Genomic DNA, 24,407 nt, shown 5'->3' with positions numbered 1-24,407 from the left:
GCCGTGGGCACCCCAATACGTCCAGGAAGCCGATGTTCCGATGGTCACGGCACGACGCCGTCCCCGTCGCTCCATCGGCTTACGCCTGCTCCTGCCCATCGCCGTGGCCACCATCGGCGTCGGCGTGCTGGGCAGCGTGCAGACGTCGTCGGCCATGGACGCCGCAGCCGAGGCCGAGTCCTCCGGCGCGGTGGCCCAGGCGCTGACCGCCACGGTCAAGCTGAACCACCAGCTCGAACAGGAGCTGTCGGAGACCGAGGCGCTGCTGCAGCGCGGCGGCAAGGCGGGTGAGCTGCTGCTCACCGCACAGCGGCGGCGCACCGACGAGGCGGCGACCCGATACCGGGCGACCGTGCCCGTCGCGGCCCGGGTCGCGCCGGAGATCCGCGGGCTCGTCGACGAGGCCGACGCCGCGCTCGCCGAGCTGACCCGGCTGCGTGAGCTGGCCCAGTTCCCGCCCAAGGGCGAGCCGGCCGTCAAGACCTCCCCGGAGTCCGTGTACGACGAGCTGACCCACAGCATGTTCGCCGTCGGCGAGGCGCTGGCCGCCGCGCCCACCGACGCCAGGCTCAGCGCGCTGACCGAGACGGTGGCCGCGCTGAACGCCGTCGAGCACCACTCCGCCGAGCAGCGCGGGCTGCTGCGCACCGTCTTCGCCAGGGGCCGGTTCGAAGACGGCGAGCTGGCCGAACTCGGCGAGCTGCACGGCGCGGAGACCGAACGCGTGGCGCAGTTCGAGCGGGTGGCCGGCCCTCAGCTGGCCGCGCGCTACCGCGAGGTCGTCCGCGGCGCCGACGTGGACAAGGCCCGCGTGCTGCTCGAGGGAGCGCTCACCGCCGACAGCACGCCCGCCGGCCTGGACGTCGACCCGGACGCCTGGTTCGTCGCCAAGTCCAACGCGCTGCGCCGGCTCTACCTGTTCGAGCTGGAGGTCATCGGCTCGCTGGAGGCCGAGGCCGCCCGGCAGCACGCCGCCGCCGAACGCGACGCGCTGACCAGCGGCGGCGCGTCCGCCTTGATCATCGCCGTCTCGCTGGGCGTGGCGGTGCTGCTGTCCGTGCGCACCAGCCGCGGGCTGCGCCGGCTCAGCCGGTCCGCGATGGACATCGCCAGCGGCGAGCTGCCCGCCGCGATCGCCGAGGTCTCCTCCGCCCCCGGCGTCGAGACCGTGCGCCGCCTGGTGCGCGCCTCCAACGAGCAGGCCGCCAAGGCGCTAGCCGGCCCCAACGACGAGATCGGCGAGGTCGGCGCGGCGCTGGCGAACCTGCACCAGCAGGCGCTGCGCCTGGCCGCGGACCAGGCCATGCTGCGCCACGACATCTCGCAGATGTTCGTGAACCTGTCCCGGCGCGGCCAGACCCTGGTACAGCGACAGCTGCACCTGATCGACGAGTTCGAGCGCGGCGAGACCGACCCGGCCTCGCTGGCCAAGCTGTTCGCCCTGGACCACCTCGCCGCCCGCATGCGCCGCAACGAGGAGAACCTGCTGGTGCTGGCCGGCGGTGAGCCGGGCCGCCGGTTCGTCAACGCCGAGCTGCTGGTCGACGTCGTGCACGCGGCCGCCGCGGAGATCGACCAGTACGCCCGGGTGGAGACCAACTCCATCGCGGACCTGTGCGTCGTGGCGCACGCCGTCGGCGACGTCGTGCACCTGCTGGCCGAGCTGCTGGAGAACGCCACCGACTTCTCCCCGCCGAACAGCCGCGTGCTGGTCACCACCCGGCGCGGCGTGGACGGCCTCACCATCAACATCTTCGACGCCGGCATCGGCATGCCGCCCGGACAACTGCAGGAGATCAACGAGCGGTTGATCCGGCCGTCCATGCTGACCAGTGAACTGGCCCGCACCATGGGCCTGCTGGTGGTCGCCCGGATCGCCGGCCGCCGCGGGATCACGGTGCAGCTGCGCAGCAGCCCCGGCGGAGGTACCGTGGCGCTGGTGCTGCTGCCGACGGCACTGCTCGCCCCGTCCCACAGCGCCGTGAGCAGGCTGACAGTGTCGTCTGGCAACGGCAGCCTGCCCGACGGCGAAACCCTGCGCACCCGCCGGCCCGGCGCCCGCCCGGCCATCGCGAACGCACGACCGCCCGTCTCCGCACCACCGTCCGTCCCCCACCCCACCGTCCGTCCACCCCTCGACACCCCCGCTACGCCCGCTCCGGCCACCGCCACCTTCGCGGAGGTCGGCGACGCACCGACCCAGGCGATCCCCGCGGTCCGGCAGGCGCCCACCGAACAACCCCGACTACTGCCCTCCGGCCTGCCCCAGCGCCGCCCCGCCGACCTCTCCCCGCCCGGCGGCGCAGCCACCACCCCCTCCCGGACCGACAGTTCCGGGCTGCTGGACCCCGAAGCGGTCCGGGCCCGGCTGTCCGGTCTGGCGGGCGGTATCGCGGCCGCTCACCGCGAACTGGCCCGTGAGCAGCGCTTGTCAGCCCCGCCAGCAACGAAGGAAAGCACCCGATGACTCAGAACCCCGCGCAACTCGCCGGCACCGACGAGGTCGGCGGCCTTGACTGGCTGCTGACCTCCTTTGCCCAACGGATCGCCGACGTCACCTACGTGCTGGCCGTCTCTGTGGACGGCCTGACGATCGCCCACTCGGACGGGCTTCGTCAGGACCTGTCCGACCAGCTCTCTGCCATCACGAGCGGGATGGCCAGCCTCACCATCGGCGCGGCGCGCTGCCTGAGCAGCGGCCAGGTGCGCCAGACCGTGGTGGACATGGACGAGGGCGTACTCCTGATCATGGCGGTCCGCGACCGCGCATTCCTCGCCGTGGTGGCCGCGCCCGGCTGCGACCTCGGCCAGATCGGCTACGAGACGGCGCTGCTGGCGCACCGGGTCGCGTACGCCCTGGAGCCGGAGGCGCGGGTGGACGGCCAATGGTGAGGCGCCGCCGGCTGGCCCTGCTGCTCTGCGTGCTGCTCGGGCCGGCGCTCGCCGCCTGCTCGGCGGACGCCGAAGAGGCCGCACCGGCCTGGCACGGCGGCACCCTGACCATCGGCACCGGCCCCACCAACGGGGTGTTCAACCAGGTGGGTGGCGGCTACGCCGACCTGATCAACCGCCACCTGCCCGGTTACGAGGCGCTCGCCCCGCCGACCAACGGCGCGGGCGAGAACCTGCAGCGGCTGGCGATCGACGACGTGCAGATCGCGTTCACCTTCGCCGACGTGGCCGCGGACGCCGCCGCGGGCAAGGGCCTGTTCGAGGGCAAGCCCGTGCAGTTCCGGGCGCTGGCCCGGGTCTTCAACGGCCAGACCCACCTGGTCGTGCGCCGCAACGCGGGGATCAAGTCCATCGACGACCTGCGCGGCAAGAAGGTCGGCACCGGGCCGCAGAACTCCGGCAGCGAGGAGGTGGCCGTACGGCTGCTCACCGTCGCCGGCCTGGACCTCAAGCGCGACATCAGCCAGGTGTCGGCGTCGCTGTCGCAGATGACGAACTCGATGCGCGCCGGTGACCTCGACGCCATGTTCTACTCGGCGGGCCTGCCGACCACCGGCATCCAGGGCCTGTTCGACCAGTCGCCGGGCGTGTTCACCCTGGTCCCGCTCGACGAGCTGGGCCAGGCCATCAGCAAGGCGTATCCCGACATCTACGCCCCGGGCGCCATCCCGAAGGGCATGTACGGGCTGACCGCCGAAGTGGACACGATCGCGGTGCCGAACCTCGTCGTGGTGCCGGTCGACATGCCCGAGGAGGTCGCGTACCGCCTCACCCAGCTGCTCTTCGACCACCAGTCGGAGCTGGCCGCGGTGCACCCGGAGGGCGGCAACTTCAGCCGGGAGATCGCACCGCTGGTGTCGCCGCTGGAGCTGCACCCGGGCGCGAAGCGATTCTACGGAGTGTCCTGATCCGCCGGCGCGGATTCACCGGACCCCACCCCACCCGGACGGCCCCGGCGTAGCGTCGGAGCCGTCCGGAGGTGTGTGATGCCGTTCTTCGCTGCCATCTGGTTCACCGTCGTCGTCGGCTGGCTGATCCACGTCGCCGTGGACAAACACCCGCAGCGGCGCAGCAAGCACCGCGCCACCGAACTGGCCCTACTCTGGATCATGGTGGTCGGCGCCGGCATCTGGGGCGTGCTCGGCGGGCTCAGCCATATCGGCCCGACGTCCGACCAGACCGCCGAGCAGATCGGCTACACGCAGTCGATGTTCCAGTGGGAGGTCGGCTGGGGCGACCTGGCGATCGCCGTGCTCGCGATCGGCTGCGCCTGGCGGCGGCTGCGCGGCACCTGGCTGACCGCCGCGGTGACCGCACTGGCCATCTCGTTCTGGGGCGACGCCTGGGGCCACTTCAACCAGTGGGTCTTCCATGACAACCACGCGCCCGCCAACGTCTGGGCGCTGCCGTCGGACATAGTGATGCCCCTGCTGGCCATCATCCTGCTGGTCCTGTACCGCCGCGGCGCCCCCGCGCAGTCGTTCGAGCAGCCGTCCACCGCCCTGCCGACCCGACCCTGACCCCCGGGCCACCCGGAACGCGTCCGACCCGCGCGGCCCAGCCGGGCGCGGCTCGCACCAAGGTCACTCGACTTGCCAGGCACCTGGGCGAATGCGGTTCCAAGATACGCACAGGTGCCTGGCAGGTCGGACGATCACGGGCGGTGCGGGGCGTGGCGCGGCCCGTCAGGCCTGACCGGGGGCGTCGATGACGTAGGGCATCAGCGCGACCGGGAGTTCGGCGGCGCCCGGACCGCCGGCGGCGGCCCAGGCGGCGACGTACTCCACTGCCGCCTCGTCGAGGATGCCGCCCAGCCACACCGGACGGCCGCCGTCGCGGCGACCCGTCGGGCGCGGGTGCACCACCATCACGTTGGAGTGCTCGCAGACGTCCAGGCACTGCGCGATGCGCACCCGTACCCCCGCCTTCTCCAACTGCCGCAGCTGACCTTCGTGATCGGTGTCCGGGTGCTTGGCGGTGCCGCAACAGCAGTCGCGGCACACCGTCACCCTGGCCTTCACGCGGCCGCCCGCACGGCGGCGGCGTCCGCGACCGCGCCGGCCCGCAGCCCGGCCAGCCCGAATCCGACGCCGATCCCGGCCCACAGCACCACCGAGGCCAGCAGCGACAGCAACCGGAACGACCACAGCAGATCGGCCGGCGTGCTGATCGGATCACCCGACGACGGCAGCACGAACAGCAGGGCGAGCCCCACCAGCACCACCCCCACTGGGGCCAGCTGGCGCAGCGGCAGCGACGCCCCGCGCTCAGCGAGGCGGGTCGCCAGCAGGCCCGCCGCGGACACCGTGGCCAGCCCGATCGCGATCGCGGCCAGCCACGTCACGGTGCGCGCCTGCTGCGTCGCCTCGCTGCCCACCCCCGGCGGGTTCGTCGGGAAGCGCAGGAACGGCAGGAACGCCACGCCCAGGAAGCCGCCCCCGGCCAGGCGCAGCGCCCGGCCCCACGGGTCGGCCCCGGGATCGCGGCGGTGCAGCACCGCGTACACCAGGCCGAACAGCAGCCCGACCGCCATCCCGGCCAGGATCACCGAGACCAGCATGCCGACGTGCTGCGTATCGCGGCTGAACAGCTCCGCGCCGTGGCCGTCGCCGGCGTTCGCGTGTTCGAGGGCGATCGCCCGGTCGATGACCGGCTCGGCGAGCACCAGGGACACCACGGCGGAGAGGGCGCCGGCGCACGCACCGGCCAGCCCGCCCCGCCCCATGAGCGAGAGCAGGGACATGTCCGCCCCGCTCAGTGGCAGTTGGCGGCGAACAGGTGCCGCCCGTCGTGGGACAGCTCGTGCAGATAGTTGGCGCTACGGGAGAGTTCCCCGTACACCGGGGACAGCAGTGCGCCCTGGTCCAGGAACACCGCGTAGAGGATGAACAGCGCCAGCGCGACGAGCACACCCGCGATGACCTGATCCCGCAGCCGCCCCGCGATTCCGGCCGTCTCCTGCGACGGCACCGCGGGCGTCGACAACGCACCCATGACAGACCTCCTCCTCGGGGTTCACCGCCCCGAACTGGACAACGACGGGTCAGTGTCCTGACTCCCGGGTGGATGGAACTTCGTCGCGCTTGCCGCGCCTTCCAGCCGCTGCGGCGGCCGTGGCTCGTGCGGGGCGCTCCCCGGTCACAGTGGCGGGACCGTCCCGGATTCTCACCGGGTTCCTGCGCACCGTCGTCTGATGTGAACTTGTTGCCCTCACCATGCCAGCAACGCTCGCCGGCCGTCAAACCTCCTCAAGGATGACGTTGGTGAATATCCGCATGAAGACGGCCGTGATCGTGGCTGTGCCCGTACTCGTGGCTGTGACTGTGGCTGTGCCCCGCGTCACCCGGATGGTGGTGCGGGGTCTGCGGCACGCCGACCCGGTCCTCGAAGCCCGGCAGGCTGACGCGGTACACACAGGAGTCGCAGTTCATCCGGATGTCTCCGGCCAGTGCCTCGCCGTAGCGTTCGATCACCAGGTCGGCCAGGGCGTCGGTGTCGCCGAGCACCTCCGCGCAGGCCACGTCCACCCCGGGGCGGCCCGCCGCCCAGGCCGCGGTCTGCTCTGCCACGCGGCGCGGCAGCACCCCGGTGAACAGGAAGTACGGCAGCACCACGATCCGGCGCGCGCCCAGCGCCGCGCAGCGGTCCAGCCCCGCGGGCACGCCGGGGGTCGCGAGGGAGATGAAGGCGTACTCCACGCCCGCCACCCGGGTCGTCTCGGCCAGCAGCCGGGCCGCCCGTGCCACCTCGGCGTTCGCGTCGGGGTCCGTGGACCCCCGACCGACCAGCAGCACCGTGGTGTCCTGATCGGCTCCCGCCTGGTCCAGCCGCTCCCGGAGCAGGGCCAGCACGGTGGGATGCGCGCCGAGCGGGCGGCCGTACGCCACCGTCAGGCCAGGGTGTCGCAGCTGCTCGCGGGCCAGCGCCGCGGGGATGTCGCCCTTGGCATGCCCCGCCGCGACCAGCATCAGCGGCACGGCCGCCAGCCGGCGGTGGCCGCCCGCGACGAGGTCGGCCACCGCCTCGCCCAGCGGGGGCGGGGACAGCTCGATGAAGCCGCCGCCGACGGTCACGCCGCGCGGGGCCAGGCGCTTGCCGACCCGTTCGGTGAACGCGCGGAACTGCTCGGCGCCGTCCGCGTCGGACGTGCCGTGCCCGGCGATGAGCAGCGCGGGCGGGGTGGTGGTCACAGTCTCTCCAGGGGTTCGCGTGACAGGGGTTCCGGCCGTGACAAGGGCTCCGGCGGTGACAAGAGTTCCGGCGATGCCAGGGGGTCGCCGTAGAGCAGGGCGTTCACGGCCGCCGCGGCGACCGCCGAGCCGCCGCGGGCGCTCACGTTGGACAGCTGCGGCAGCCCGGACGCGCGCAGCGCGGCCTTCGACTCGGCCGCCCCCACGTAGCCCACCGGCAGGCCGACCACCAGCGCCGGGACGACCTGCCCGGCGGCGGCCAGCCGCAGCAGCTCGAACAGGGCGGTCGGGGCGTTGCCGACGGCCCATACCGCGCCCGCCGGGTGCTCGGCCGCGGCCAGCCGCACCGCCGCCGCCGACCGGGTGACTCCCCCGGCCGTGGCCAGCTCCGCGGCCTGCGCCGAGGCGACCAGGCAGCGCGACGGGTAGCGGGTGATCCCCGCGCCGACCATCGTCACGTCGACGACCAGCGGCGCGCCCGCGGCCAGCGCCGCGGCCCCGGCGGCCAGCGCGGCCTCGTCCAGCACCAGGTCGGCGACCCAGCCCGGATCGGCGGTGGTGTGCACGATGCGCTCGGCCACGTCCCGGCTGTGCCGGGGCAGCCCCGCGGTGTCCACCGCGGACCGCAGCAACCGGTAGGACTCCGCCTCGATCGGGTGCACCGATCTGCGCACGACGGTCATCCCGGCTCCCCCACGATCTGCCGGGCCCCGCCGACGAGACCGTCCCCGACACCGGCCTCGACGCGCTCCGGGCCGGCTCCGGCATACGTGAGCGTCATCGCGCCTCCCACTCGACCAGGACGACCGCGTCGACCGGGCACACCTCGACGCACTCGCCGCACCCGGTGCACAGGTCGGGCCGGGCGTACAGCCTGGCCGGGCCGGTGCCGCCGATCGGCCGGATCGCGTGCGTGGGGCAGGTCAGCAGGCACGCGCCGCAGCCCTGGCAGCCGTCGAAACGCACCGGGCTCACCGCGCCATCCACGCGTACCCCCGCGGGGTGACCATGCGCCCGGCGACCGTGCGGGTCGTGCTCGCGCCCACGATCACCACGGTGTTCATGTCGACGTCGGCCGGGTCGACCGCGTCGAGGGTGGTCAGCGCGATCCGCTCACCGGCCCGGGACGCGTCGCGGACCAGCCCGATCGGCGTGCCCGGCGGCCGGTGCGCGCCCAGGATCGCCAGCGCCGCGGGCAGCTGCCGGGTACGCCGGGCGCTGCGCGGGTTGTACAGGCACACCACGAGATCCGCCCGTGCCGCCGCCTCCAGCCGTCGCTCGATCATCTCCCAGGGGGTGTGCAGGTCCGACAGCGACAGGTACACGTGGTCGTGCCCCAGCGGCGCGCCCAGCAGCGACGACGCGGCCAGCGCCGCGGTCACCCCGGGCACCGCGGTCACCTCGATGTCGTCCCCGGCGAACTCCAGCGCCGGGGAGGCCATCGCGTACACGCCCGCGTCGCCGGACCCGATCAGCGCCACCGCGTGCCCCTGCCGCGCCAGCTCGACGGCCGAACGGGCCCGCTCCTCCTCCGCGCCCAGTCCTGAGTCGACGATCCGGGTGCCGGGGCGCAGCAGGTGCCGGACCTGGTCCACGTACTGGTCCAGGCCGACGACGATCGAGGACGCGCGCAGCTGCGCCGTGGCCCGGGGCGTGCGCAGGTCCGCCGCGCCGGGGCCGAGGCCGATCACCGCGAGCCGGCCCATCGGCGTCAGCCGGGCCACCGCCACGGTCGCCATCGCCGACGCGGTCTTGCCCGCGACCAGCTCCACCGCGCGCCCCCGGGCACCGGCGGCCAGCAGCGCCGCCGCCTCGGCCACGCTCGGTGTGCCCACCGCGGCGCGGACCACCTCGGACGGGTTCGGCACCGCCACCGCCGCGAGTTCGGCCGCCGGGAACGTCACCAGCGGCAGACCACGGGACGCCGCGTACGCCACCAGCCCGGCCTCGTCGGCCTTGACGTCGGCGGTCGCCACCGCGCACACCGACTCCATCGCCAGCCCTGCCTCGGCGAGCACCCGCTCGACCAGGTCGGCGACCTCATCGGCGGGCACGCCGCGGCTCGCGCCGACGCCGAGCACCAGCGACGGCGGACGCAGCACCAGGACCGCCCGGTCCGCGTCCGGCGCGTCCACGGTGCCGCCGTCCGGCACGCGGCGATCGGTGATCAGTACCGTCCGTGCCGCGCCGGGATGGTCGCCGAGGTTGGCGGGCAGTGCCGGCAGCGGCCACACCTGATCGGAGCGCAGGAGCACCGGCTCGCCGTCGAGCAGCGCCCGCGACACCGGCGCGACGGCTTCCGGGTTCGCGACGGCGAACCCGAGCGTGTCCAACCCGGGCAGCCCGGAGGCGTCCGTGCCCGTGGTCACCACGGGCGCCGCGCCCAGCACGTCGGACACCCGCGCGGCCAGCGCGTTCGCCCCGCCGCCGTGCCCCCCGAGCAGCGCCACCGCCCACCGCCCCGCCTCGTCCACACACACCACACCGGGCTGCGTGTGCTTCCCGCCGACCGCACCCTGCGCGTCCCCCACCCCGCCGACCTCCTCGGCAGCAGCCGAACCGGCACGGGCCGTCCCGCCGGGAGCTGCTGCACTTTCGGGGAAAGTGCATGAATCCCCGCTCTCTGAGCTGCAGTTTCCCTGAAACTGCGGGCCGGGCGGCGAGGTGAGCGTGGGCGTGAGTAGGGGCGCGAGGAGTCGGACGGTGGCACCGGCGGCGAGGAAGGCGACGATGGTCTCGGAGTCGGACCAGGCCCTGGTGAGCTGGTCGCGGACGCGGCCCTCGTGGACGGTGCACTCGCCCGGCCACGCGGCGGCCAGCCGCTGCGCGGCTGCGCGGCCGGCGGCGGTGGCCCAGATCAAGCCGATGGTCATGGCAGCTCCCCGGAGACGATGAAGACAGGGTTGGTGGCGGCGAGCCGATGGCTTCCGTCAGGCAGCGGGCTCAGGCGCGAAGCCTGCAGCTGTACGCCCTCCGTCCGGTACCCGGCGTCGGCCAGCACCGCCAGTGCCGGGCCGACGCGTTCGAGCCCGGCGAGCGCGGTCACGATCCGGGCCGGGCGGCGCTCGGCGCACGCGGCCAGCACCGGTGCGCCGCCACCGCCGACGAAGACGGCATCGGGATCGGGCAGCCCGGCCAGGCAGTCAGGCGCGTTCCCCGCGACGAGCCGCACCCCGAGACCGGTCGCGTTCGCGCTGATCAGCGGCAGGGCAGCCGGGTCGCGTTCGACGGCGAGCACCGCAGCCCCGAACCGGGCGCACTCCACGGCGACCGAGCCGGATCCGGCCCCCACGTCCCAGACCAGGTCGCCGAGGCGCGGGCCGAGCCGGGCCAGCACGTACGCGCGCACCTCCGCCTTGGTGATCATCGAGTCGCGGTGGGCGTAGGCGGCCTCCGGCAGCGCCCACCCGGCGGGCCCGGGACCTGCTCCGGCGATCCAGCCGGGGCCAGGTCGCTGTTGCGGCCGGGCCGGGTCCAGCACCAGCACCACGTTCGGATCGGCCCAGGCAGCGGTGGCCGCCTCCGCCGCGGTGACAGTGGCCAGGCGCTCCTGCGGCGTGCCCAGCCGCTCGGCCACCACCAGCGTGCGCTCCCACCCGGCCAGGGCCGCCCCCAGCTCCGCCGGACCGCTACCGGGCGCGGTCAGCACCGCCACCTTCGGGTAAGCCCGGCAGACGTTGACCGCCCGCCGCAGCCCCCGCCCCGGCGAGCCCGAAGATCCGTTTTTGTGGACGCTGGATGCCGCTATAGGGACGTCCAGCGTCCACAAAAACGGATCATGGCGCGGTGCCGAGGAGTCGTGGCCGTCGTGGCCGTCACGGACATCGCGGCCGTCACGGACATCGCGGCCGTCGAGGGTGTCGAGGGTGTCGCGGCCGTCACGGACATCGCGGCCGTCGAGGGTGTCGCGGCCGTGCGCGGACACCACGAGCGCGTCGTCCCAGGGCAGGCCCGCGCGGCCGAACGCGGCCGCGACGCTGGACACCGCCGGGATCACCACCGGCTCGATCCCGGCCCGGCGCAGCGCGGCGACGATCCCGAAGAACCCGGGGTCGCCACTGGCCAGCACCACCGCTTCGCCGCCGTGCGCGGCCACCCGCGCGACGACCGGCGCGACCGGCCCCATGACCAGGCGCTCGGCGGTCACGTCCAGCCCGGACAGGTGCCGCTCGCCCCCGGCCACCAGCGTCGCGCGCGCCAGCGCCGCACCCGCGGCGGCACCGAACCCGCCGCCGTCGTGACCGATCACCGTCACCCGGCGCATGCCACCCACCCCGGCCTGGTCGCGGCACCGGCTGTTCGCAGGCCGACCCGGTTTTGGCCGATCACCGTCAGGGCGCGCATGCGACCCACTCCGGCCTGGTCGCCGCCACGACCGTCCGGCCCGTGAAGTCCACCATCGCGACCTCGGCCCGCAGCGCGCCCTTGCCGAAGCGGACCAGCACGTCGCGCACCCGCCCGCACAGCACGTCGCCCGCGACGCGCAGCAGACCCGCCGCCTCCCACAGCTCATACGCATGCCGCGCGGTGTTCGCCCCGTCGACCTGCTCGGCCAGTTCGGCCGAACCGCCCACCGCCGTGGTGACCTGCCCCAGCAGCACCGTGTCCACGGCCGAGCGGGTGTAGTGCGTCATCAGCACCCCGGCGGCGAGCTTGGTCAGCTTGCCGGCCATGCCGACGAAGACCACCTCGCTCATGCCCCGCTCGGCCGCGGTCCGCAGCGCGGCCCCGGTGAAGTCGCCGACCTCGACGAAGCACACCTCTGGCAGGCCGGGCAGCAGCGCCATCGCGCCCGCCTCGGTGCGCCCGCCGGTGCACAGCACGATCGTCTGCTCGCCCTGCGCGGCGGCGACCTGCACGGCCTGCATGACGCTCGCCCGCCACGAGGCGGTGGAGAACGGCCGCACGATGCCGGTGGTGCCCAGGATCGAGATGCCGCCGAGGATGCCCAGCCGCCGGTTGGTCGTCTTGCGGGCCATCCGCTCGCCGTCGGGCACCGAGATCACGACCTCGATGCCGCGCCCGCCTGCCACTTCGGCCACCGCCTGGGTGATCATCTGACGCGGCACCGGGTTGATCGCCGGTCCGCCCACGTCCAGGCCCAGCCCCGGCCTGGTCACCGTGCCCACGCCGTCCCCGCCGCGCAGCGCGACATCCGTGCCGTCCTGCCAGCGTACGGTCGCGGTCAGCCGGGCCCCGTGGGTCACGTCCGGGTCGTCGCCGGCGTCCTTGACCACGACCGCGCGGGCCGCGTCACCGTCCAGCACCGACTCCGCCACCGCGAACGTCACCCGCCGCCCCGACGGCAGCGCCACCTCGACCCAGCGCGGCGGCACCCCGCCGACCAGCAGCTCCGTGGCCGCCTTCGCCGCCGCCGACGCGCACGTGCCGGTGGTCCACCCGGTACGCAGTGCCTTCGGCCGGTCCTTGGCGGTCCGCGGCAGATCGGGTTCGCGCAGCTCGGGGCCCTCCGGCCCGACCGTGCCGGGGGCCTGCTTGCGCGTCCGTCCTCGCGTCGGCCGCCGCGCGGGCACGCCGGGACGGGACAGGGCCTCCGGTGCCAGGTCGCCGGGTTCCAGCTGCTCAGTCATGACTCGCGCGTCCGGCGTCGGCGCGACCGGCTCGCAGGGCGGTGCGGGCGGCCGGGTCGGCCCGACGGAAGCCGTGGAAGTGGCCGGGGTGGTAGAGGTGACTGCGGGTGCCGCCGGCCTCGCCGAGCGCGGGCCCGACCAGGAACAGCGTGTGCTTCCACAGCTTGTGCTCCTTGACCGCCGCTTCCAGGGCGCCGACCGTGCAGCGCACGATCAGCTCCTCCGGCCAGGTCACCCGGTACGCGACCACCACCGGCGTGTCCGGCGCGTACCCGCCCGCCAGCAGCTCCGCCGCGAGCTGCCCGGACCGGGCCGCGGACAGGAACACCGCCATCGTCGCCCCGTGGGCGGCGAACGCGCGTACCGACTCGCGCTCCGGCATCGGCGTCTTGCCGCCCTCCAGCCGGGTCAGCACCACCGACTGGGCCACCTCGGGCACGGTCAGCTCGCGCTGCACCGCCGCGGCGGCCGCGGTGAACGAGGACACCCCGGGGATCACCTCGGTGGGCAGGCCCAGTTCCCGGCACGCGTCGAGCTGCTCGCCGAGCGCGCCCCACAGCGCCGGGTCGCCGGAATGGATCCGTGCCACCACCAGGTCACGTTCGGCGGCCTCGCGGTAGAGGTCGAGGGTCTGCTCCAGGGTCAGCGCCGCGGAGTCCACGATGCGCGCCCCGGGCCTGGCGTGCCCGAGCACGTCCGGGTGGACCAGGCTGGCCGCCCAGACCACCACGTCGGCGGCCCCGATCGCGGCCGCGCCGCGCAGCGTGAGCAGGTCGGCAGCGCCCGGCCCGGCTCCGATGAAGACGACCTTCACAGCTTTCCCCCTCTTCCGGCACGGCGGCCCGGCACCAGCACCGCCGACAGGTACGGCGCCTCGACCGCCTCGGCCAGCGGCGTCACGTTCTCCCCCGGCAGTCCCAGCCGAGTGCCGAGCACGGCCTCGTCCAGCCGCCCGGCCTCCTTCACCGCGGTCGTCACCTCGGCCAGATGACGGCCACCCTTGTACGCGACCACCGTCCCGTCCTGCGCGTACGCCAGAGCTGCCGACAGCGCCGTGGCGCCCCGGGCCAGCGGCACCAGCACCAGGGGCTCGACGCCCTCGGCGAGCGGCACCCCGGCCGCGGCGGCCAGCGCCTGCATCGCGGTGATCCCGGGCGCGGTCTGCACCGCCACCTCGGGCAGCAGGGCGCGGACCGTCGCGGCCAGGTAGCCGAAGGTCGAGTACACGTTGGGGTCGCCGATGGTGGCGAACGCGGCGGTGCCGCCGGTCTCGCGCAGCCAGTCGGCGACGCGTGCACCGGCGGCGTCCCAGTGGGACTCGCGGCGGCGCGCGTCGTCGCGCTCGTTGAGTGCGAACACGAGCCGCTCTACGCGGTCGTGGCCGGCGTGCGCGCGTACCGTCGCCTCGGCGCGGCCCTGCTCGGCCACGTCCATGACCGGCACGAAGACCCGGTCGGCCTCGCGCAGCAGGCGCACCGCCTGCAGCGTCACCAGTTCCGGGTCGCCGGGGCCGACCCCCACCCCGATCAGGCGCATGCGGCACGCACCATGCGGCGGGCGAAGCCCGGCTGCCCGGCCCAGTGCAGGTGCAGGTAGGACGCGTGCACTCCACCCTGGACGAAACCCTCGGCGGGCTGCCCGCGCCACGCCCACGCGGGCGACGGCCCGGCTGCCGGGGTCACCGCGGTGCGGTGGAACTCGTGCCCGGTGACCCGGGTGCCCGCGTCGGCGAGCATGCTGCCGGTCACCGCGACCGCGTCGCGGTAGCCGAGGGTGAGCCGCTCGGTCATGACCGCCTCGGCGTCGAGCACGCCGCACATCTCGCGCCCGTCCAGGGACCTGGCCAGCCACAGCAGGCCCGCGCACTCGGCGGCGACCGGCGCGCCCGCGGCGGCGAGTTCGCGTACCGCGTCGCGCAGCGGCTTGTTGGCGGCCAGCTCGTCGCCGTACACCTCGGGGAAGCCGCCGCCCACCACCAGCCCGGCGGTGCCCCGCGGCAGCGCCTCGTCGCGCAGCGGGTCGACGTGCACGACCTCGGCCCCGGCGGCGCGCAGCAGCTCGGCCTGCTCGGCGTAGCCGAACGTGAACGCGGGCCCGCCCGCGACCGCGATCACCGGCCGGTCCCCGGCCCGCTCCGGCGATCCGGCCGCTTCGGGCCCGGCCGTCGCCGCACCGGCCGTGCCCTGGCCGGTCGACTGCGCTCCGGCCGCCTCCGCGGCGGCTCGCACCGCGTCGGCCGCCGACCACGGGGTCACCGACAGCGGTGGCGCACTGTGTGCGACCGCCAGCACCTCGCCCAGGTCGACCCCGTCCTCGACCAGCGCACCCATGGCCCGCACCGCGTCCACGGCCGCGCCGCTGCGCTCGGCCGCGGGCACCAGCCCCAGGTGCCGCGACGGCACCGCCACCGCCCCGGCCCGCCGCAGCACGCCCAGCACCGGCGTGCCGACCTCCTCGCAGGCCTCGCGCAGGATCTGTTCATGCCGGTCGGAGCCGACCCGGTTGAGCACCACCCCGGCCAGCCGCACCGAGCCGAACGAGCGGAACCCGTGCAGCAGCGCGGCGACCGAGCGGCCCTGGCCGGTCGCGTCCACCACGAACACCACCGGCGCGTCCAGCAGCCGGGCCACGTGCGCGGTCGAGCCGAACTCGCCCTCCCCGGAGCGGCCGTCGAACAGGCCCATCACGCCCTCGACGACCGCCACCTGCGCGCCGGTCGCCCCGTGCGCGAACAGCGGCGCGACCAGGTCCTCGCCGACCAGCGACGGGTCCAGGTTGCGGCCGGGCCGCCCGCAGGCCAGCGAGTGGTACGTCGGGTCGATGTAGTCCGGCCCGACCTTGAACCCGGCCGCGGTCATGCCCCGCGCCGTCAGCGCCGCCAGCAGCCCCGTCGCCACGGTCGTCTTCCCGTGCCCGGACGCCGCCGCGGCCACCACGATCCTGGGCACCCGCAGCACGTGCGCGGACGAGCCCTCGTCCCGCTTCACCATTCGATCCCCGCCTGGCCCTTGCGCCCCGCGTCCATCGGATGCTTCACCTTGCCCATCTCGGTGACCAGGTCGGCCAGCTCCAGCAGCGGCGGCGCGGCGTACCGGCCGGTGATCACGACGTGCTGGGAGCCGGGCCGCGCGCGCAGCGTCTCGACCACGTCTGCGGTGTCCACCCAGCCCCAGTGCATGGGGTAGGTGAACTCGTCCAGCACGTAGAAGCCGTACCGCTGGACCGCCAGGTCGCGCTTGACCTGCGCCCAGCCCTCGGCCGCCTCGGCGGCGTGGTCGCGCTCGTCGCCGGGCCGGGCCAGCCACGACCAGCCCTCGCCCATCTTGTGCCAGGTCACCGGCGCGCCCGTGCCGGACTCGTCATGTGCGCGGCCCAGCGCCCGGAACGCGGCCTCCTCGCCGACCCGCCACTTGGGACTCTTCACGAACTGGAAGACCGCGATCGGCCAGCCCACGTTCCAGGCCCGCAGCGCCATCCCGAACGCCGCGGTGGACTTGCCCTTGCCGATCCCGGTGTGCACGGCCAGCACCGGGGACTTCCGGCGCTGCCGCGTGGTCAGCCCGTCGTCGGGCACCGTCTCGGGTCTGCCCTGCGGCATCATCGGCCTCCGGTGGTCGGTTGTCCGGGCACGTCCTGCCCGGTGCCTCGGTGTGCTGCTCGCCGTGCCGTGGCCATCACGCCGCCCTGCGCCGGTCGCGCCGGGCCACCCCGGCCAGGCCCTGGGCGGTGACCTCGGTCAGCGGCACGTGCTCCGCGCCGAGCCGGACGGCCAGCCGCTCGGCCAGCCCGAGCCGCACCACCCCGGACTCGCAGTCCACGACCACGGCGGAGACCCCGGTCGCGGCGAGTCCGCCCGCGATGTGCATGGCCTCGCCGACCGGGTCGGCCCCGGCGGTGGCCCGGCCGTCGGTCACCACGATCAGCAGCGCCCGCCGGTGCGGGTCGCGCAGCCGCTCCACCCGCAGCGTGTGGGCTGCCCGGCGCAGACCCGCGGCCAGCGGGGTACGCCCGCCGGTGGGCAGCTCGCGCAGCCGTGCCGCGCCCGCCTCCACGCTGGACGTCGGCGGCAGCGCCAGCTCCGCCTCGCTGCCCCGGAAGGTGACCAGGCCGACCTTGTCGCGCCGCTGGTACGCGTCGAGCAGCAGCGACAGCACGGCCCCCTTCACCGCGCCCATCCGCTTCCGGGCCGCCATCGAGCCGGACGCGTCCACGCAGAACAGCACCAGGTTGGACTCGCGCCCCTGCCGCACGGGTTCGCGCAGGTCGGCCGCGACCAGCCGCAGCGGCCCGCCGGGTGCCCGGCCGCGGGTGTGCTGCTGCCGCGCCGCTGCCCGCACGGTCGCCGCCAGGTGCAGGGCGGTCAGCGCGCCGCCGGGCTCCCGCGCGCCGACGGTCCGGCCCGTCCGGGTGTACGCGGGCGAGCGCCGCCCCGCCGCGCCCTCCCCCACCCCGGCAACCGCGAACAGCCTGGCCTTCCGCGGTGTCGCCGCCTCGGCATGCTGCTGCCCCGCGGATGCGTAACGTCCCTCGTCGGCCCCGTCCCGCTGCCGCGTGTCCACTGGCGATCCCGGCCGCGGCGGCGCGCCGTCCCCGTCGGGGGCCCCGCCACCCGGCCCGCCCGCTCTCGGCCCGCCGTCGGGCCCACCGTCGTCAGGCCCGTCCGGGCCGTCGTCCGGACCGGAGCCGTCGGGCCCGTCACCGTCCAGGTCACCGTCCGGATCGACGTCGCCGTCCGGGCCGGTGTCCCCGCTGCCGTCGTCGCGCGCTGCGCGGTCACGTTCGCCCGGCGCGCCCGAGGCGTCGCCCAGGCCGGGGTCTCTGTCCGCGTGGGAGCCGTCCGTGGGCGGGGGTGCGCTGTTCAGCGCGTCCTCCAGGGCCTGCTCGTCAAGGTCGGGGGCGTCGAACGGGTCGCGCCGTCGGCGGTGCGGCAGGGCCAACCGGGCCGCGTCGCGCACGTCCTGCGCGGTGACCCGGTCGCGGCCGTGCCAGGCGGCCAGGGCCAGCGCGGCGCGGGCCACCACCAGGTCGGCACGCAGCCCGTCCACTTCGAACGTGGCGCACACGTGCGCGATGCGGGTCAGCTCCGCGTCGGGCAGCGTCACCGCGGGCAGCCGCCGCCGGGCGGCGTCGATGCGCTCGGCCAGCTCGGCGTCGGCGTCGGCCCAGCGCGCGGCGAAACCGGCCGGGTCGGCCTCGTACGCCAGCCGCCGCCGCACCACCTCCACCCGCTCACGCGGCTCGCGCGGGGCGCGCACCTGCACCGCCAGCCCGAACCGGTCGAGCAGCTGCGGGCGCAGCTCGCCCTCCTCCGGGTTCATGGTGCCTACCAGCAGGAACCGGGCGGCGTGGCGCACCGAGACGCCGTCGCGCTCCACGTACGCCTCACCCATGGCGGCGGCGTCGAGCAGCAGGTCGACCAGGTGGTCGTGGAGCAGGTTCACCTCGTCGACGTAGAGCACCCCGCGATGTGCCCCGGCCAGCAGACCCGGGGAGTACGCGGCCTGGCCCGCGGTCAGCGCGCGCTCCAGGTCGAGCGCGCCGACGAGCCGGTCCTCGGTCGCGCCGACGGGCAGCTCGACCAGCCGGGCGCGCCGGGTGACGGCGTCGCTCCCCGCCTCGTGCGGCCCGTCGGGGCACGCGCCGTAGGGCGACGCCGGATCACAGCCGAACCGGCAGCCGGCCACGACGTCCACGCTGGGCAGCAGCCCGGCCAGGGCGCGTACCACGGTGGACTTGGCGGTGCCCTTCTCGCCGCGCACCAGCACCCCGCCGATGGCGGGCGAGACGGCGTTGAGCAGCAGGGCGAGCCTGAGGTCGGGCAGGCCGACGACAGCGGAGAACGGGTACAGCGGGGTCAATTCCCGCTCAGGCACGAGCCCATGCGCGAGTCCTCTCCGCGGGTTTCCTCGCCCGCGAACACCGGTGAAGTGACGCCGTGCGGCGTCGCGAGCGGCCGGAGTGTCCTGGCTCCCGGATCGACGCTTCCCCTCGGCCTTCCAACCGTGTCAACGGCCGTGGCCTGGTGCCGAAACGGCGCGTGTCGTCAAGACGGCGCCGCTCGGGAGGGTTCGCTCCCCGGTGACAGTGGCGGGACCGCCCCGGATTCGCACCGGGTTCCTCCACTGCCGCTCACCGGCCATCGTGACGGACGCGGTGCGCCGCGTCAAAGCGGGTCGCCCGTACGGAGGCGTGTGTCACCGCCCCGGCGCGCCGTGACATCAGTACGTAACAATCAACTTCGATATTGCTATGCATCACTGTCTTCCGCTAGCTTCCAGGGAAACTCTCCGGCGATCCGGCGCCAGAAGCGCTCGGCGCCGGGTGGACCCTGGGAGGATCCTGTGCGGAATTCACTACGAACGGCACTGCGTGCCGGCGCGATAGCGCTGGCCGGCGCCATGCTCGCCCTCGGCTCGGCCGCCGTCCCGGCGCAGGCCGCGCCCGCGGACGCCCCTGGCGAGGTCGGGCCTCAGGTCGTCGGCGGCACCCCCGCCGCGCAGGGCGAGTTCCCGTGGATCGTGCGGCTGTCCATGGGCTGCGGCGGCGCGATGTACACCCCGAGCCTGGTGCTGACCGCCGCGCACTGCGTCGGCGCGACCGGCAACAACACCTCGATCACCGCCACCTGGGGCGTCATCGACCTGCAGGACCCGGCCCGGACCACCCGCACCTCGAACTACGTGTACCGCGCGCCGGGCTACAACGGCACCGGCAAGGACTGGGCGCTGATCCGCCTGTCCAGCCCGATCACCACCGCCCCGCTGCTGAAGATCGCCACGGACACGTCGCTGCACAGCGGCGAGTTCGACGTGATGGGCTGGGGCGCGACCGCCTCGGGCGGCGCCCAGCAGCGCTACCTGCGCAAGGCCAAGGTGCCGTTCATCACCGACACCCAGTGCCAGAGCGCGGGCGGCGACTACTCCGGCCTCGTCTTCAACGAGGAGATCTGCGCGGGCAACTGGGCCTCCGGCGGCGTGGACACCTGCCAGGGTGACTCGGGCGGCCCGATGGTCAAGCGCAACGCGAGCAACGAGTGGATCCAGGTCGGCATCGTCAGCTGGGGCATCGGCTGCGCCCAGGCGCAGAAGCCGGGTGTGTACAGCGAGGTGCGCTACTTCTCGACCGACATCTACAACGCGGCGGTCTCCCTCGGCGGGGCCCCGGGCGGCGTGTCCGTCACCGGCCCCGGCAACCAGTCCACCACCGTCGGCACCGCGGTCACCCTGAACAGCACCGCGTCGGGCGGCACCGCGCCGTACAGCTGGTCGGCCAGCGGCCTGCCGGCCGGGACCTCGATCAGCTCGTCGACCGGCCAGATCACCGGCACCCCGAGCGCCGCGGGCACCTACACGGTGACCGTCACCGCGACGGACAGCGCCAGCAAGACCGGCACGGCCTCGTTCACCTGGACGGTCAATCCGGTCGGCAGCTGCGCGGCGACCACCAACGGCACCGACGTGAGCATCCCCGACAACAACACCACCGGGGTGTACAGCAACATCACGATCGCCGGCTGCACGGGCAACGCGTCGTCGACGTCCAAGGTCGAGGTGCACATCGTGCACACCTACAAGGGTGACCTGATCGTGGACCTGGTCGCGCCGGACGGCTCGGTGTACAACCTGCACAACCGCTCGGGCGGCAGCGCGGACAACATCGACACCATCTACACGGTGAACCTGTCCACCGAGGTCAAGAACGGCACCTGGCGCCTGCGCGCCCGCGACGCCGCGTCGATCGACACCGGCTACATCAACTCCTGGACGCTCACCCTCTGAGTCCGTCGCACCACCCCGGGCCCGGTGCCGCGACCAGCGGCGCCGGGCCCTCCTCCCGACCCGCCTCCACCTACCCCCTCGGAGGTAACCCGTGCGCAGACTCGCGCTCATCCTGACCACCCTGGCCACCGGCATCGCCCTGACCGTGCCGGGCCCGGCCGGCGGCGCGCCCGCCGACGACTTCACCCTCGCCGGATCCCAGCAGTACAAGGTCACCGGCCCGAAGACCTTCGACGACCGCAACGCGGTCGCCCGCACCGGCGCGGCGATCGACCTCATCGAGCACGGCATCATCTACATCACCGCCAACTCGGCCGAGGCCGACCGCATCCGCCGCCTCGGTTTCGGCCTGGAGCTGCTGCCGCCGCCGTCGTCGCGGGTCACCGGCCCGAACGCGGTCCCGCTGGACTTCCCGTCGGCCGACGGGAACTACCACAACTACGCCGAGATGAACACGGAGATCAACCAGATCGTCGCGGACCACCCGACGCTGGTGCGCAAGAGTGTCATCGGCACCTCGTACGAGGGCCGCCAGATCGTCGCGCTGAAGATCTCCGACAACGTCGCCACCGACGAGAACGAACCCGAGATCCTGTTCAACGCGCACCTGCACGCCCGCGAGCACCTCACCGTCGAGATGGCGCTCTACCTGGCGAACCTGTTCACCGACGCGTACACCACCGACAGCCGGGTCAAGGCCGTGGTCGACTCGCGCGAGATCTGGATCGTGCCGGACCTCAACCCCGACGGCGGCGAGTACGACATCGCCACCGGCTCCTACCGCTCCTGGCGCAAGAACCGCCAGCCGAACTCGGGCAGCTCGTCGGTCGGCACCGACATCAACCGCAACTTCGGCTACAAGTGGGGCTGCTGCGGCGGCTCCTCGGGCAGCACGTCGAGTGAGACCTACCGCGGCCCGTCGGCGTTCTCCACCCCGGAGGCGTCGGTCCTGCGCGACTTCGTGCTGTCCCGGCGGGTCGGCGGCGTGCAGCAGATCAAGGCAAACATCGACTTCCACACCTACGGCGAGCTGATCCTGTGGCCGTTCGGGTACACCACGGCCGACACCGTGAACCCGGGCATGACCACCGACGAGCGCAACACGTTCGCCACCATCGGCCAGCAGATGGCGGCGACCAACTCCTACACCCCCGAGCAGGGCAGCGACCTGTACGTCACCGACGGCGACATCACCGACTGGCTGTGGGGCGACCAGCGGGTGTGGACGTACACCTTCGAGATGTACCCGAAGTCGTCCAGCCCCGGCTTCTACCCGCCGGACGAGGTCATCTCGGCGCAGACCTCGCGCAACAAGAGTGCGGTGCTGCTGCTGTCCGAGTACGCCGACTGCCCGTACCGGGCCATCAACAAGCAGGCCCAGTACTGCGCCGCGACCAACGACTTCTCGATCACGGCCGCGCCTTCCTCGGGCTCGGTCAACCCGGGCAGCTCGCTGACCTCGACCATCAGCACCGCCGTCACCGCGGGCAGCGCGCAGACGGTGAACCTGTCCGCGAGCGGCCTGCCCTCGGGCGCGACCGCCACGTTCAGCCCGGCCTCGGTCACCGCGGGCGGTTCGTCGACGCTGACGATCGCCACCAGCGCGTCGACCCCGGCGGGCAGCTACCCGGTCACGGTGACCGGCACCGGCACCGGGGCGACCCGGACCGCCACGTACACGCTGACCGTGAACGGCGCGCCCGGCTGCACGGGGACCAACCCGACCGACGTGACCATCGTCGACGTGGCCACGGTCTACAGCGACATCACCATCGCGGGCTGCAACCGCAACGCGTCGTCGACGTCGACGGCGGAGGTGCACATCGTGCACACGTACAAGGGTGACCTGGTGGTGTCCCTGCTGGCGCCGGACGGCACCGCGTACACGCTGCACAACCGCTCGGGCGGCAGCACCGACAACATCGACACCACCTACACCGTGAACCTGTCCTCCGAGGCCGCCAACGGCACCTGGCGGCTGCGGGTGCAGGACGCGGCGTCCGGTGACGTCGGCTACGTCAACACCTGGACCCTGACCCTCTAGCCAGACCCCCGGTGGCGCCCGCAACGGCGCGGGCGCCACCGGTTAAATCGCTTGCCTTCGCTGCTAGACAGGCAGGGTGACGAGTGAACTCCTGATCCGCGAGATGACCATCGAGGACGTGCCGGCGCAGGCCGCCATCCGGTACGCGTCCTTCCCCTGGTTCGTCGCCAGCGTGGCGCAGCAGGAGGTCTGGTGGCGCACCACCCGCCCGGAGGCCCGGGTGCTGCGGCTGCTGGCCCTGCGCGACGGTCACGCCGTGGGCTGCGCCGTCGGCGGCTTCAACATCTCCACCTCGGAGCCGGGCGCGAGCTACGTGCAGGTCGAGGTGCATCCCGACCACCGCGGCCAAGGCGTCGGCAGCGCCCTCTACCAGCGGCTGGAGGAGCACCTGCGCGCCATCGGCGCCCGCCGCGTGCGCACCTTCGCCACCGAGGACCCGGCCGATCGGCGCTGGGCGCAGAAGCAGGGCTACACGCAGGGCGCGCACGACCGCTACGCCCAGCTCGACACCGCACAGCTGCCGTCCCTGCCGCCGCTGCCGTCCGGCGTGACCACGGTCAGCCTCCGCGAGGCAGGCCCGCAGACGGTGTACGACCTGGACCTGGCCGCCTCGGTCGACGAGCCGGGCGACATGTCGTTCGACGGCATCCCCTACGACGTCTGGCTGGGCCGCTACTGGAACAGCCCCGACCAGCAGCTCGACGTCGGCACCGTGGTGCTGGTCGACGGCGTGGCCGCCTGCGCCACGTTCCTGGAGGCCAACCTGGCACTGGGCAAGGGCGTCTCCACCGGCACCTGCACGCTGCGCGAGTACCGCGGCCGGGGACTGGCGAAGATCGCCAAGTCGGTCGCCCTGCGCCAGGCCGCACAGGCCGGCATCCACACCGCGATCACCTGCAACGACTACACCAACGCGCCGATGATCGCGGTCAACGACTGGCTCGGCTACCAGCCCTTCGCCAGCGAGTACTCGTACCTCAAGCAGCTCGCCGACTGACGGCCGGAGCTACTGGCCGACGCTGCGCAGTTTCGCGACGATCGTCTCGACCATCAGCACGAACGTGTACGCGTTCGCCATCAGGCCGAAGTTCACCCGCGTCCCGCGCGGTCTGCACTGCCGGTCCACCAGCGACAGATGACTCTCCTCGACGTGGTTACCCCCGACGTGGTCGATCTCGACGCCGCCGATGTCCGACCAGGGCGTCAGGAATCCCCCGTAGGCCACGCCCTCGTCGGTCACCGTCAGATCGCCGAAGGTGATCGGGTTGCCCTTGTCGAAGTACGCCATCGCCTTTGGCAGCTGCGCCTGGGCGACGCGCGCGCTGACGAGCGGGCCGAAACGCGCCATGTCGACGTGCACGTGCCAGATGTCCATCCGGCGGCCGTCGACCATGGTGATCCGGATGCCGTAGGGCGTCCTGCTGCTGATCTCCGCGGTGAAGGCGGCCAGGTTGGCGAACAGCGCCTGCACCTCGTCCCAGCGGTACGCCTCCGTGCCGCTGCGGCGGGCCCACACCCAGCCGTGCTCGAACACGTGCACCCGGAACTGCCGGGCCCGCCTGGACACGGCCGGACTGCGCAGCAGCACCCACAGGAAGCCCAGCAGGCACGGCGCGGTGATCGTCCAGAGGATGTTGGCGGCGACCCAGACGACCGGGTCCCCGATGATCGCGCCCCAGGTCGCGGCACCGGCGAGCACCCCGAACAGCACCGTGAACATCCCCAGGGAGACCAGCAGTGGCTTTGAGGTCACCGCCGGGTAGCTCTCGCGGTGCTCGCCCAGGTTGCGCATCGAGGCCGCCAACGTCACGTCGGGGCCGAGCCCGAGCGCGGACTCCACCAGCAGTGTCAT

At 74.0% G+C, this 24,407-nt stretch carries 19 protein-coding genes, 3 pseudogenes and 2 riboswitches; of the genes and pseudogenes, 7 read left to right on the top strand and 15 right to left on the bottom strand.

Going from position 1 to position 24,407, the window contains the following annotated elements; genetic code table 11:
• Positions 1-40: 40 nt before the first annotated feature.
• The 4 genes from F6W97_RS09495 to F6W97_RS09480 all read left to right on the top strand — a co-directional run bounded on the left by F6W97_RS09495 (position 41) and on the right by F6W97_RS09480 (position 4,472).
• Complete coding sequence (locus tag F6W97_RS09495; protein WP_196279038.1) at positions 41-2,467, top strand: sensor histidine kinase; 2,427 nt, start codon at positions 41-43, stop codon at positions 2,465-2,467.
• A complete protein-coding gene (locus F6W97_RS09490; RefSeq protein ID WP_155369833.1) occupies positions 2,464-2,892 on the top strand; it encodes a roadblock/LC7 domain-containing protein in 429 nt (142 codons plus the stop codon). Before F6W97_RS09495 ends, F6W97_RS09490 begins: the two co-directional genes overlap by 4 nt.
• A complete protein-coding gene (locus tag F6W97_RS09485) occupies positions 2,886-3,860 on the top strand; it encodes a TAXI family TRAP transporter solute-binding subunit (RefSeq protein ID WP_155369832.1) in 975 nt (324 codons plus the stop codon). Before F6W97_RS09490 ends, F6W97_RS09485 begins: the two co-directional genes overlap by 7 nt.
• A gap of 78 nt (positions 3,861-3,938) precedes the next feature.
• Positions 3,939-4,472 (top strand): DUF6790 family protein, encoded by a 534-nt coding sequence (locus F6W97_RS09480; RefSeq protein WP_155369831.1) that lies wholly within the window; start codon positions 3,939-3,941, stop codon positions 4,470-4,472.
• Positions 4,473-4,637: 165 nt separating this feature from the next.
• Here the strand turns inward: F6W97_RS09480 and F6W97_RS09475 are convergent, their stop codons facing one another.
• The 14 genes and pseudogenes from F6W97_RS09475 to F6W97_RS09410 all read right to left on the bottom strand — a co-directional run bounded on the left by F6W97_RS09475 (position 4,638) and on the right by F6W97_RS09410 (position 18,606).
• The gene (locus tag F6W97_RS09475) at positions 4,638-4,961 is read right to left on the bottom strand and encodes a hypothetical protein (RefSeq protein WP_230686553.1); all 324 of its coding nucleotides are present in this window, start codon (positions 4,959-4,961) and stop codon (positions 4,638-4,640) included.
• An 8-nt stretch (positions 4,962-4,969) separates the two neighbouring features.
• A complete protein-coding gene (locus tag F6W97_RS09470) occupies positions 4,970-5,695 on the bottom strand; it encodes a CbtA family protein (RefSeq protein WP_155369829.1) in 726 nt (241 codons plus the stop codon).
• A gap of 11 nt (positions 5,696-5,706) precedes the next feature.
• The gene (locus F6W97_RS09465; RefSeq protein ID WP_120316643.1) at positions 5,707-5,946 is read right to left on the bottom strand and encodes a CbtB-domain containing protein; all 240 of its coding nucleotides are present in this window, start codon (positions 5,944-5,946) and stop codon (positions 5,707-5,709) included.
• Positions 5,947-5,976: 30 nt separating this feature from the next.
• A riboswitch (cobalamin riboswitch) is annotated at positions 5,977-6,172 on the bottom strand.
• 49 nt (positions 6,173-6,221) lie between these two features.
• Positions 6,222-7,142: pseudogene (locus F6W97_RS09460) on the bottom strand (CbiX/SirB N-terminal domain-containing protein); the annotation flags it as partial.
• An 89-nt stretch (positions 7,143-7,231) separates the two neighbouring features.
• A pseudogene (locus F6W97_RS09455) lies at positions 7,232-7,816 on the bottom strand (precorrin-8X methylmutase); the annotation flags it as partial.
• Between the two features lie 130 nt (positions 7,817-7,946).
• A pseudogene (locus F6W97_RS09450) lies at positions 7,947-8,129 on the bottom strand (4Fe-4S binding protein); the annotation flags it as partial.
• A complete protein-coding gene (gene cobJ / locus F6W97_RS09445) occupies positions 8,114-10,015 on the bottom strand; it encodes a precorrin-3B C(17)-methyltransferase (protein WP_330164958.1) in 1,902 nt (633 codons plus the stop codon). The pseudogene F6W97_RS09450 and the gene cobJ, both read right to left, overlap by 16 nt.
• Positions 10,012-11,406 carry a bifunctional cobalt-precorrin-7 (C(5))-methyltransferase/cobalt-precorrin-6B (C(15))-methyltransferase gene (locus tag F6W97_RS40535; protein ID WP_230686526.1) on the bottom strand — a complete coding sequence of 465 codons (1,395 nt, stop codon included), beginning with the start codon at positions 11,404-11,406 and terminating at the stop codon, positions 10,012-10,014. The genes cobJ and F6W97_RS40535 overlap by 4 nt, the downstream gene beginning before the upstream one ends.
• A gap of 67 nt (positions 11,407-11,473) precedes the next feature.
• Positions 11,474-12,733, bottom strand: a complete 1,260-nt coding sequence (locus F6W97_RS09435; protein ID WP_155369825.1) for a cobalt-precorrin-5B (C(1))-methyltransferase — start codon at positions 12,731-12,733, stop codon at positions 11,474-11,476.
• Positions 12,726-13,547, bottom strand: a complete 822-nt coding sequence (gene cobM, locus F6W97_RS09430; protein ID WP_155369824.1) for a precorrin-4 C(11)-methyltransferase — start codon at positions 13,545-13,547, stop codon at positions 12,726-12,728. Before cobM ends, F6W97_RS09435 begins: the two co-directional genes overlap by 8 nt.
• Positions 13,544-14,269 (bottom strand): precorrin-2 C(20)-methyltransferase, encoded by a 726-nt coding sequence (gene cobI / locus F6W97_RS09425; protein WP_155369823.1) that lies wholly within the window; start codon positions 14,267-14,269, stop codon positions 13,544-13,546. Before cobI ends, cobM begins: the two co-directional genes overlap by 4 nt.
• Positions 14,260-15,690, bottom strand: coding sequence for a cobyrinate a,c-diamide synthase (locus F6W97_RS09420; RefSeq protein ID WP_155369961.1), 1,431 nt, complete (start codon positions 15,688-15,690; stop codon positions 14,260-14,262). Before F6W97_RS09420 ends, cobI begins: the two co-directional genes overlap by 10 nt.
• Positions 15,691-15,716: 26 nt before the next feature.
• Positions 15,717-16,331 carry a cob(I)yrinic acid a,c-diamide adenosyltransferase gene (gene cobO, locus F6W97_RS09415; RefSeq protein WP_155369822.1) on the bottom strand — a complete coding sequence of 205 codons (615 nt, stop codon included), beginning with the start codon at positions 16,329-16,331 and terminating at the stop codon, positions 15,717-15,719.
• Positions 16,332-16,407: 76 nt separating this feature from the next.
• Positions 16,408-18,606, bottom strand: a complete 2,199-nt coding sequence (locus tag F6W97_RS09410; RefSeq protein WP_230686525.1) for a putative cobaltochelatase — start codon at positions 18,604-18,606, stop codon at positions 16,408-16,410.
• 83 nt (positions 18,607-18,689) lie between these two features.
• A riboswitch (cobalamin riboswitch) is annotated at positions 18,690-18,853 on the bottom strand.
• Between the two features lie 221 nt (positions 18,854-19,074).
• Here F6W97_RS09410 and F6W97_RS09405 point away from each other — a divergent pair.
• The 3 genes from F6W97_RS09405 to F6W97_RS09395 all read left to right on the top strand — a co-directional run bounded on the left by F6W97_RS09405 (position 19,075) and on the right by F6W97_RS09395 (position 23,552).
• Positions 19,075-20,511, top strand: coding sequence for a trypsin-like serine protease (locus tag F6W97_RS09405; protein ID WP_230686524.1), 1,437 nt, complete (start codon positions 19,075-19,077; stop codon positions 20,509-20,511).
• Positions 20,512-20,602: 91 nt separating this feature from the next.
• Positions 20,603-22,555 carry a M14 family metallopeptidase gene (locus F6W97_RS09400; RefSeq protein WP_407924563.1) on the top strand — a complete coding sequence of 651 codons (1,953 nt, stop codon included), beginning with the start codon at positions 20,603-20,605 and terminating at the stop codon, positions 22,553-22,555.
• Between the two features lie 76 nt (positions 22,556-22,631).
• A complete protein-coding gene (locus F6W97_RS09395) occupies positions 22,632-23,552 on the top strand; it encodes a GNAT family N-acetyltransferase (protein WP_155369821.1) in 921 nt (306 codons plus the stop codon).
• A gap of 9 nt (positions 23,553-23,561) precedes the next feature.
• Here F6W97_RS09395 and F6W97_RS09390 read toward each other — a convergent pair whose 3' ends face one another.
• Positions 23,562-24,407, bottom strand: coding sequence for a DUF6585 family protein (locus tag F6W97_RS09390; RefSeq protein WP_155369820.1), 846 nt, complete (start codon positions 24,405-24,407; stop codon positions 23,562-23,564).

The sequence above is a fragment of the Catellatospora vulcania genome, from assembly GCF_009720385.1.
GTDB lineage: Bacteria > Actinomycetota > Actinomycetes > Mycobacteriales > Micromonosporaceae > Catellatospora > Catellatospora vulcania.
This window is presented reverse-complemented; position numbering and strand designations above follow the sequence as displayed.

Excerpts from the sequence above, each read along its gene's own strand:
- F6W97_RS09495 (WP_196279038.1), top strand. The coding sequence starts at position 41 with ATGGTCACGGCACGACGCCGTCCCCGTCGCTCCATCGGCTTACGCCTG.
- F6W97_RS09490 (WP_155369833.1), top strand. The coding sequence starts at position 2,464 with ATGACTCAGAACCCCGCGCAACTCGCCGGCACCGACGAGGTCGGCGGC.
- F6W97_RS09485 (WP_155369832.1), top strand. The coding sequence starts at position 2,886 with ATGGTGAGGCGCCGCCGGCTGGCCCTGCTGCTCTGCGTGCTGCTCGGG.
- F6W97_RS09480 (WP_155369831.1), top strand. The coding sequence starts at position 3,939 with ATGCCGTTCTTCGCTGCCATCTGGTTCACCGTCGTCGTCGGCTGGCTG.
- F6W97_RS09470 (WP_155369829.1), bottom strand. The coding sequence starts at position 5,695 with ATGTCCCTGCTCTCGCTCATGGGGCGGGGCGGGCTGGCCGGTGCGTGC.
- F6W97_RS09465 (WP_120316643.1), bottom strand. The coding sequence starts at position 5,946 with ATGGGTGCGTTGTCGACGCCCGCGGTGCCGTCGCAGGAGACGGCCGGA.
- cobJ (WP_330164958.1), bottom strand. The coding sequence starts at position 10,015 with ATGACCATCGGCTTGATCTGGGCCACCGCCGCCGGCCGCGCAGCCGCG.
- F6W97_RS40535 (WP_230686526.1), bottom strand. The coding sequence starts at position 11,406 with ATGCGCCGGGTGACGGTGATCGGTCACGACGGCGGCGGGTTCGGTGCC.
- F6W97_RS09435 (WP_155369825.1), bottom strand. The coding sequence starts at position 12,733 with ATGACTGAGCAGCTGGAACCCGGCGACCTGGCACCGGAGGCCCTGTCC.
- cobI (WP_155369823.1), bottom strand. The coding sequence starts at position 14,269 with ATGCGCCTGATCGGGGTGGGGGTCGGCCCCGGCGACCCGGAACTGGTG.
- cobO (WP_155369822.1), bottom strand. The coding sequence starts at position 16,331 with ATGCCGCAGGGCAGACCCGAGACGGTGCCCGACGACGGGCTGACCACG.
- F6W97_RS09390 (WP_155369820.1), bottom strand. The coding sequence starts at position 24,407 with ATGACACTGCTGGTGGAGTCCGCGCTCGGGCTCGGCCCCGACGTGACG.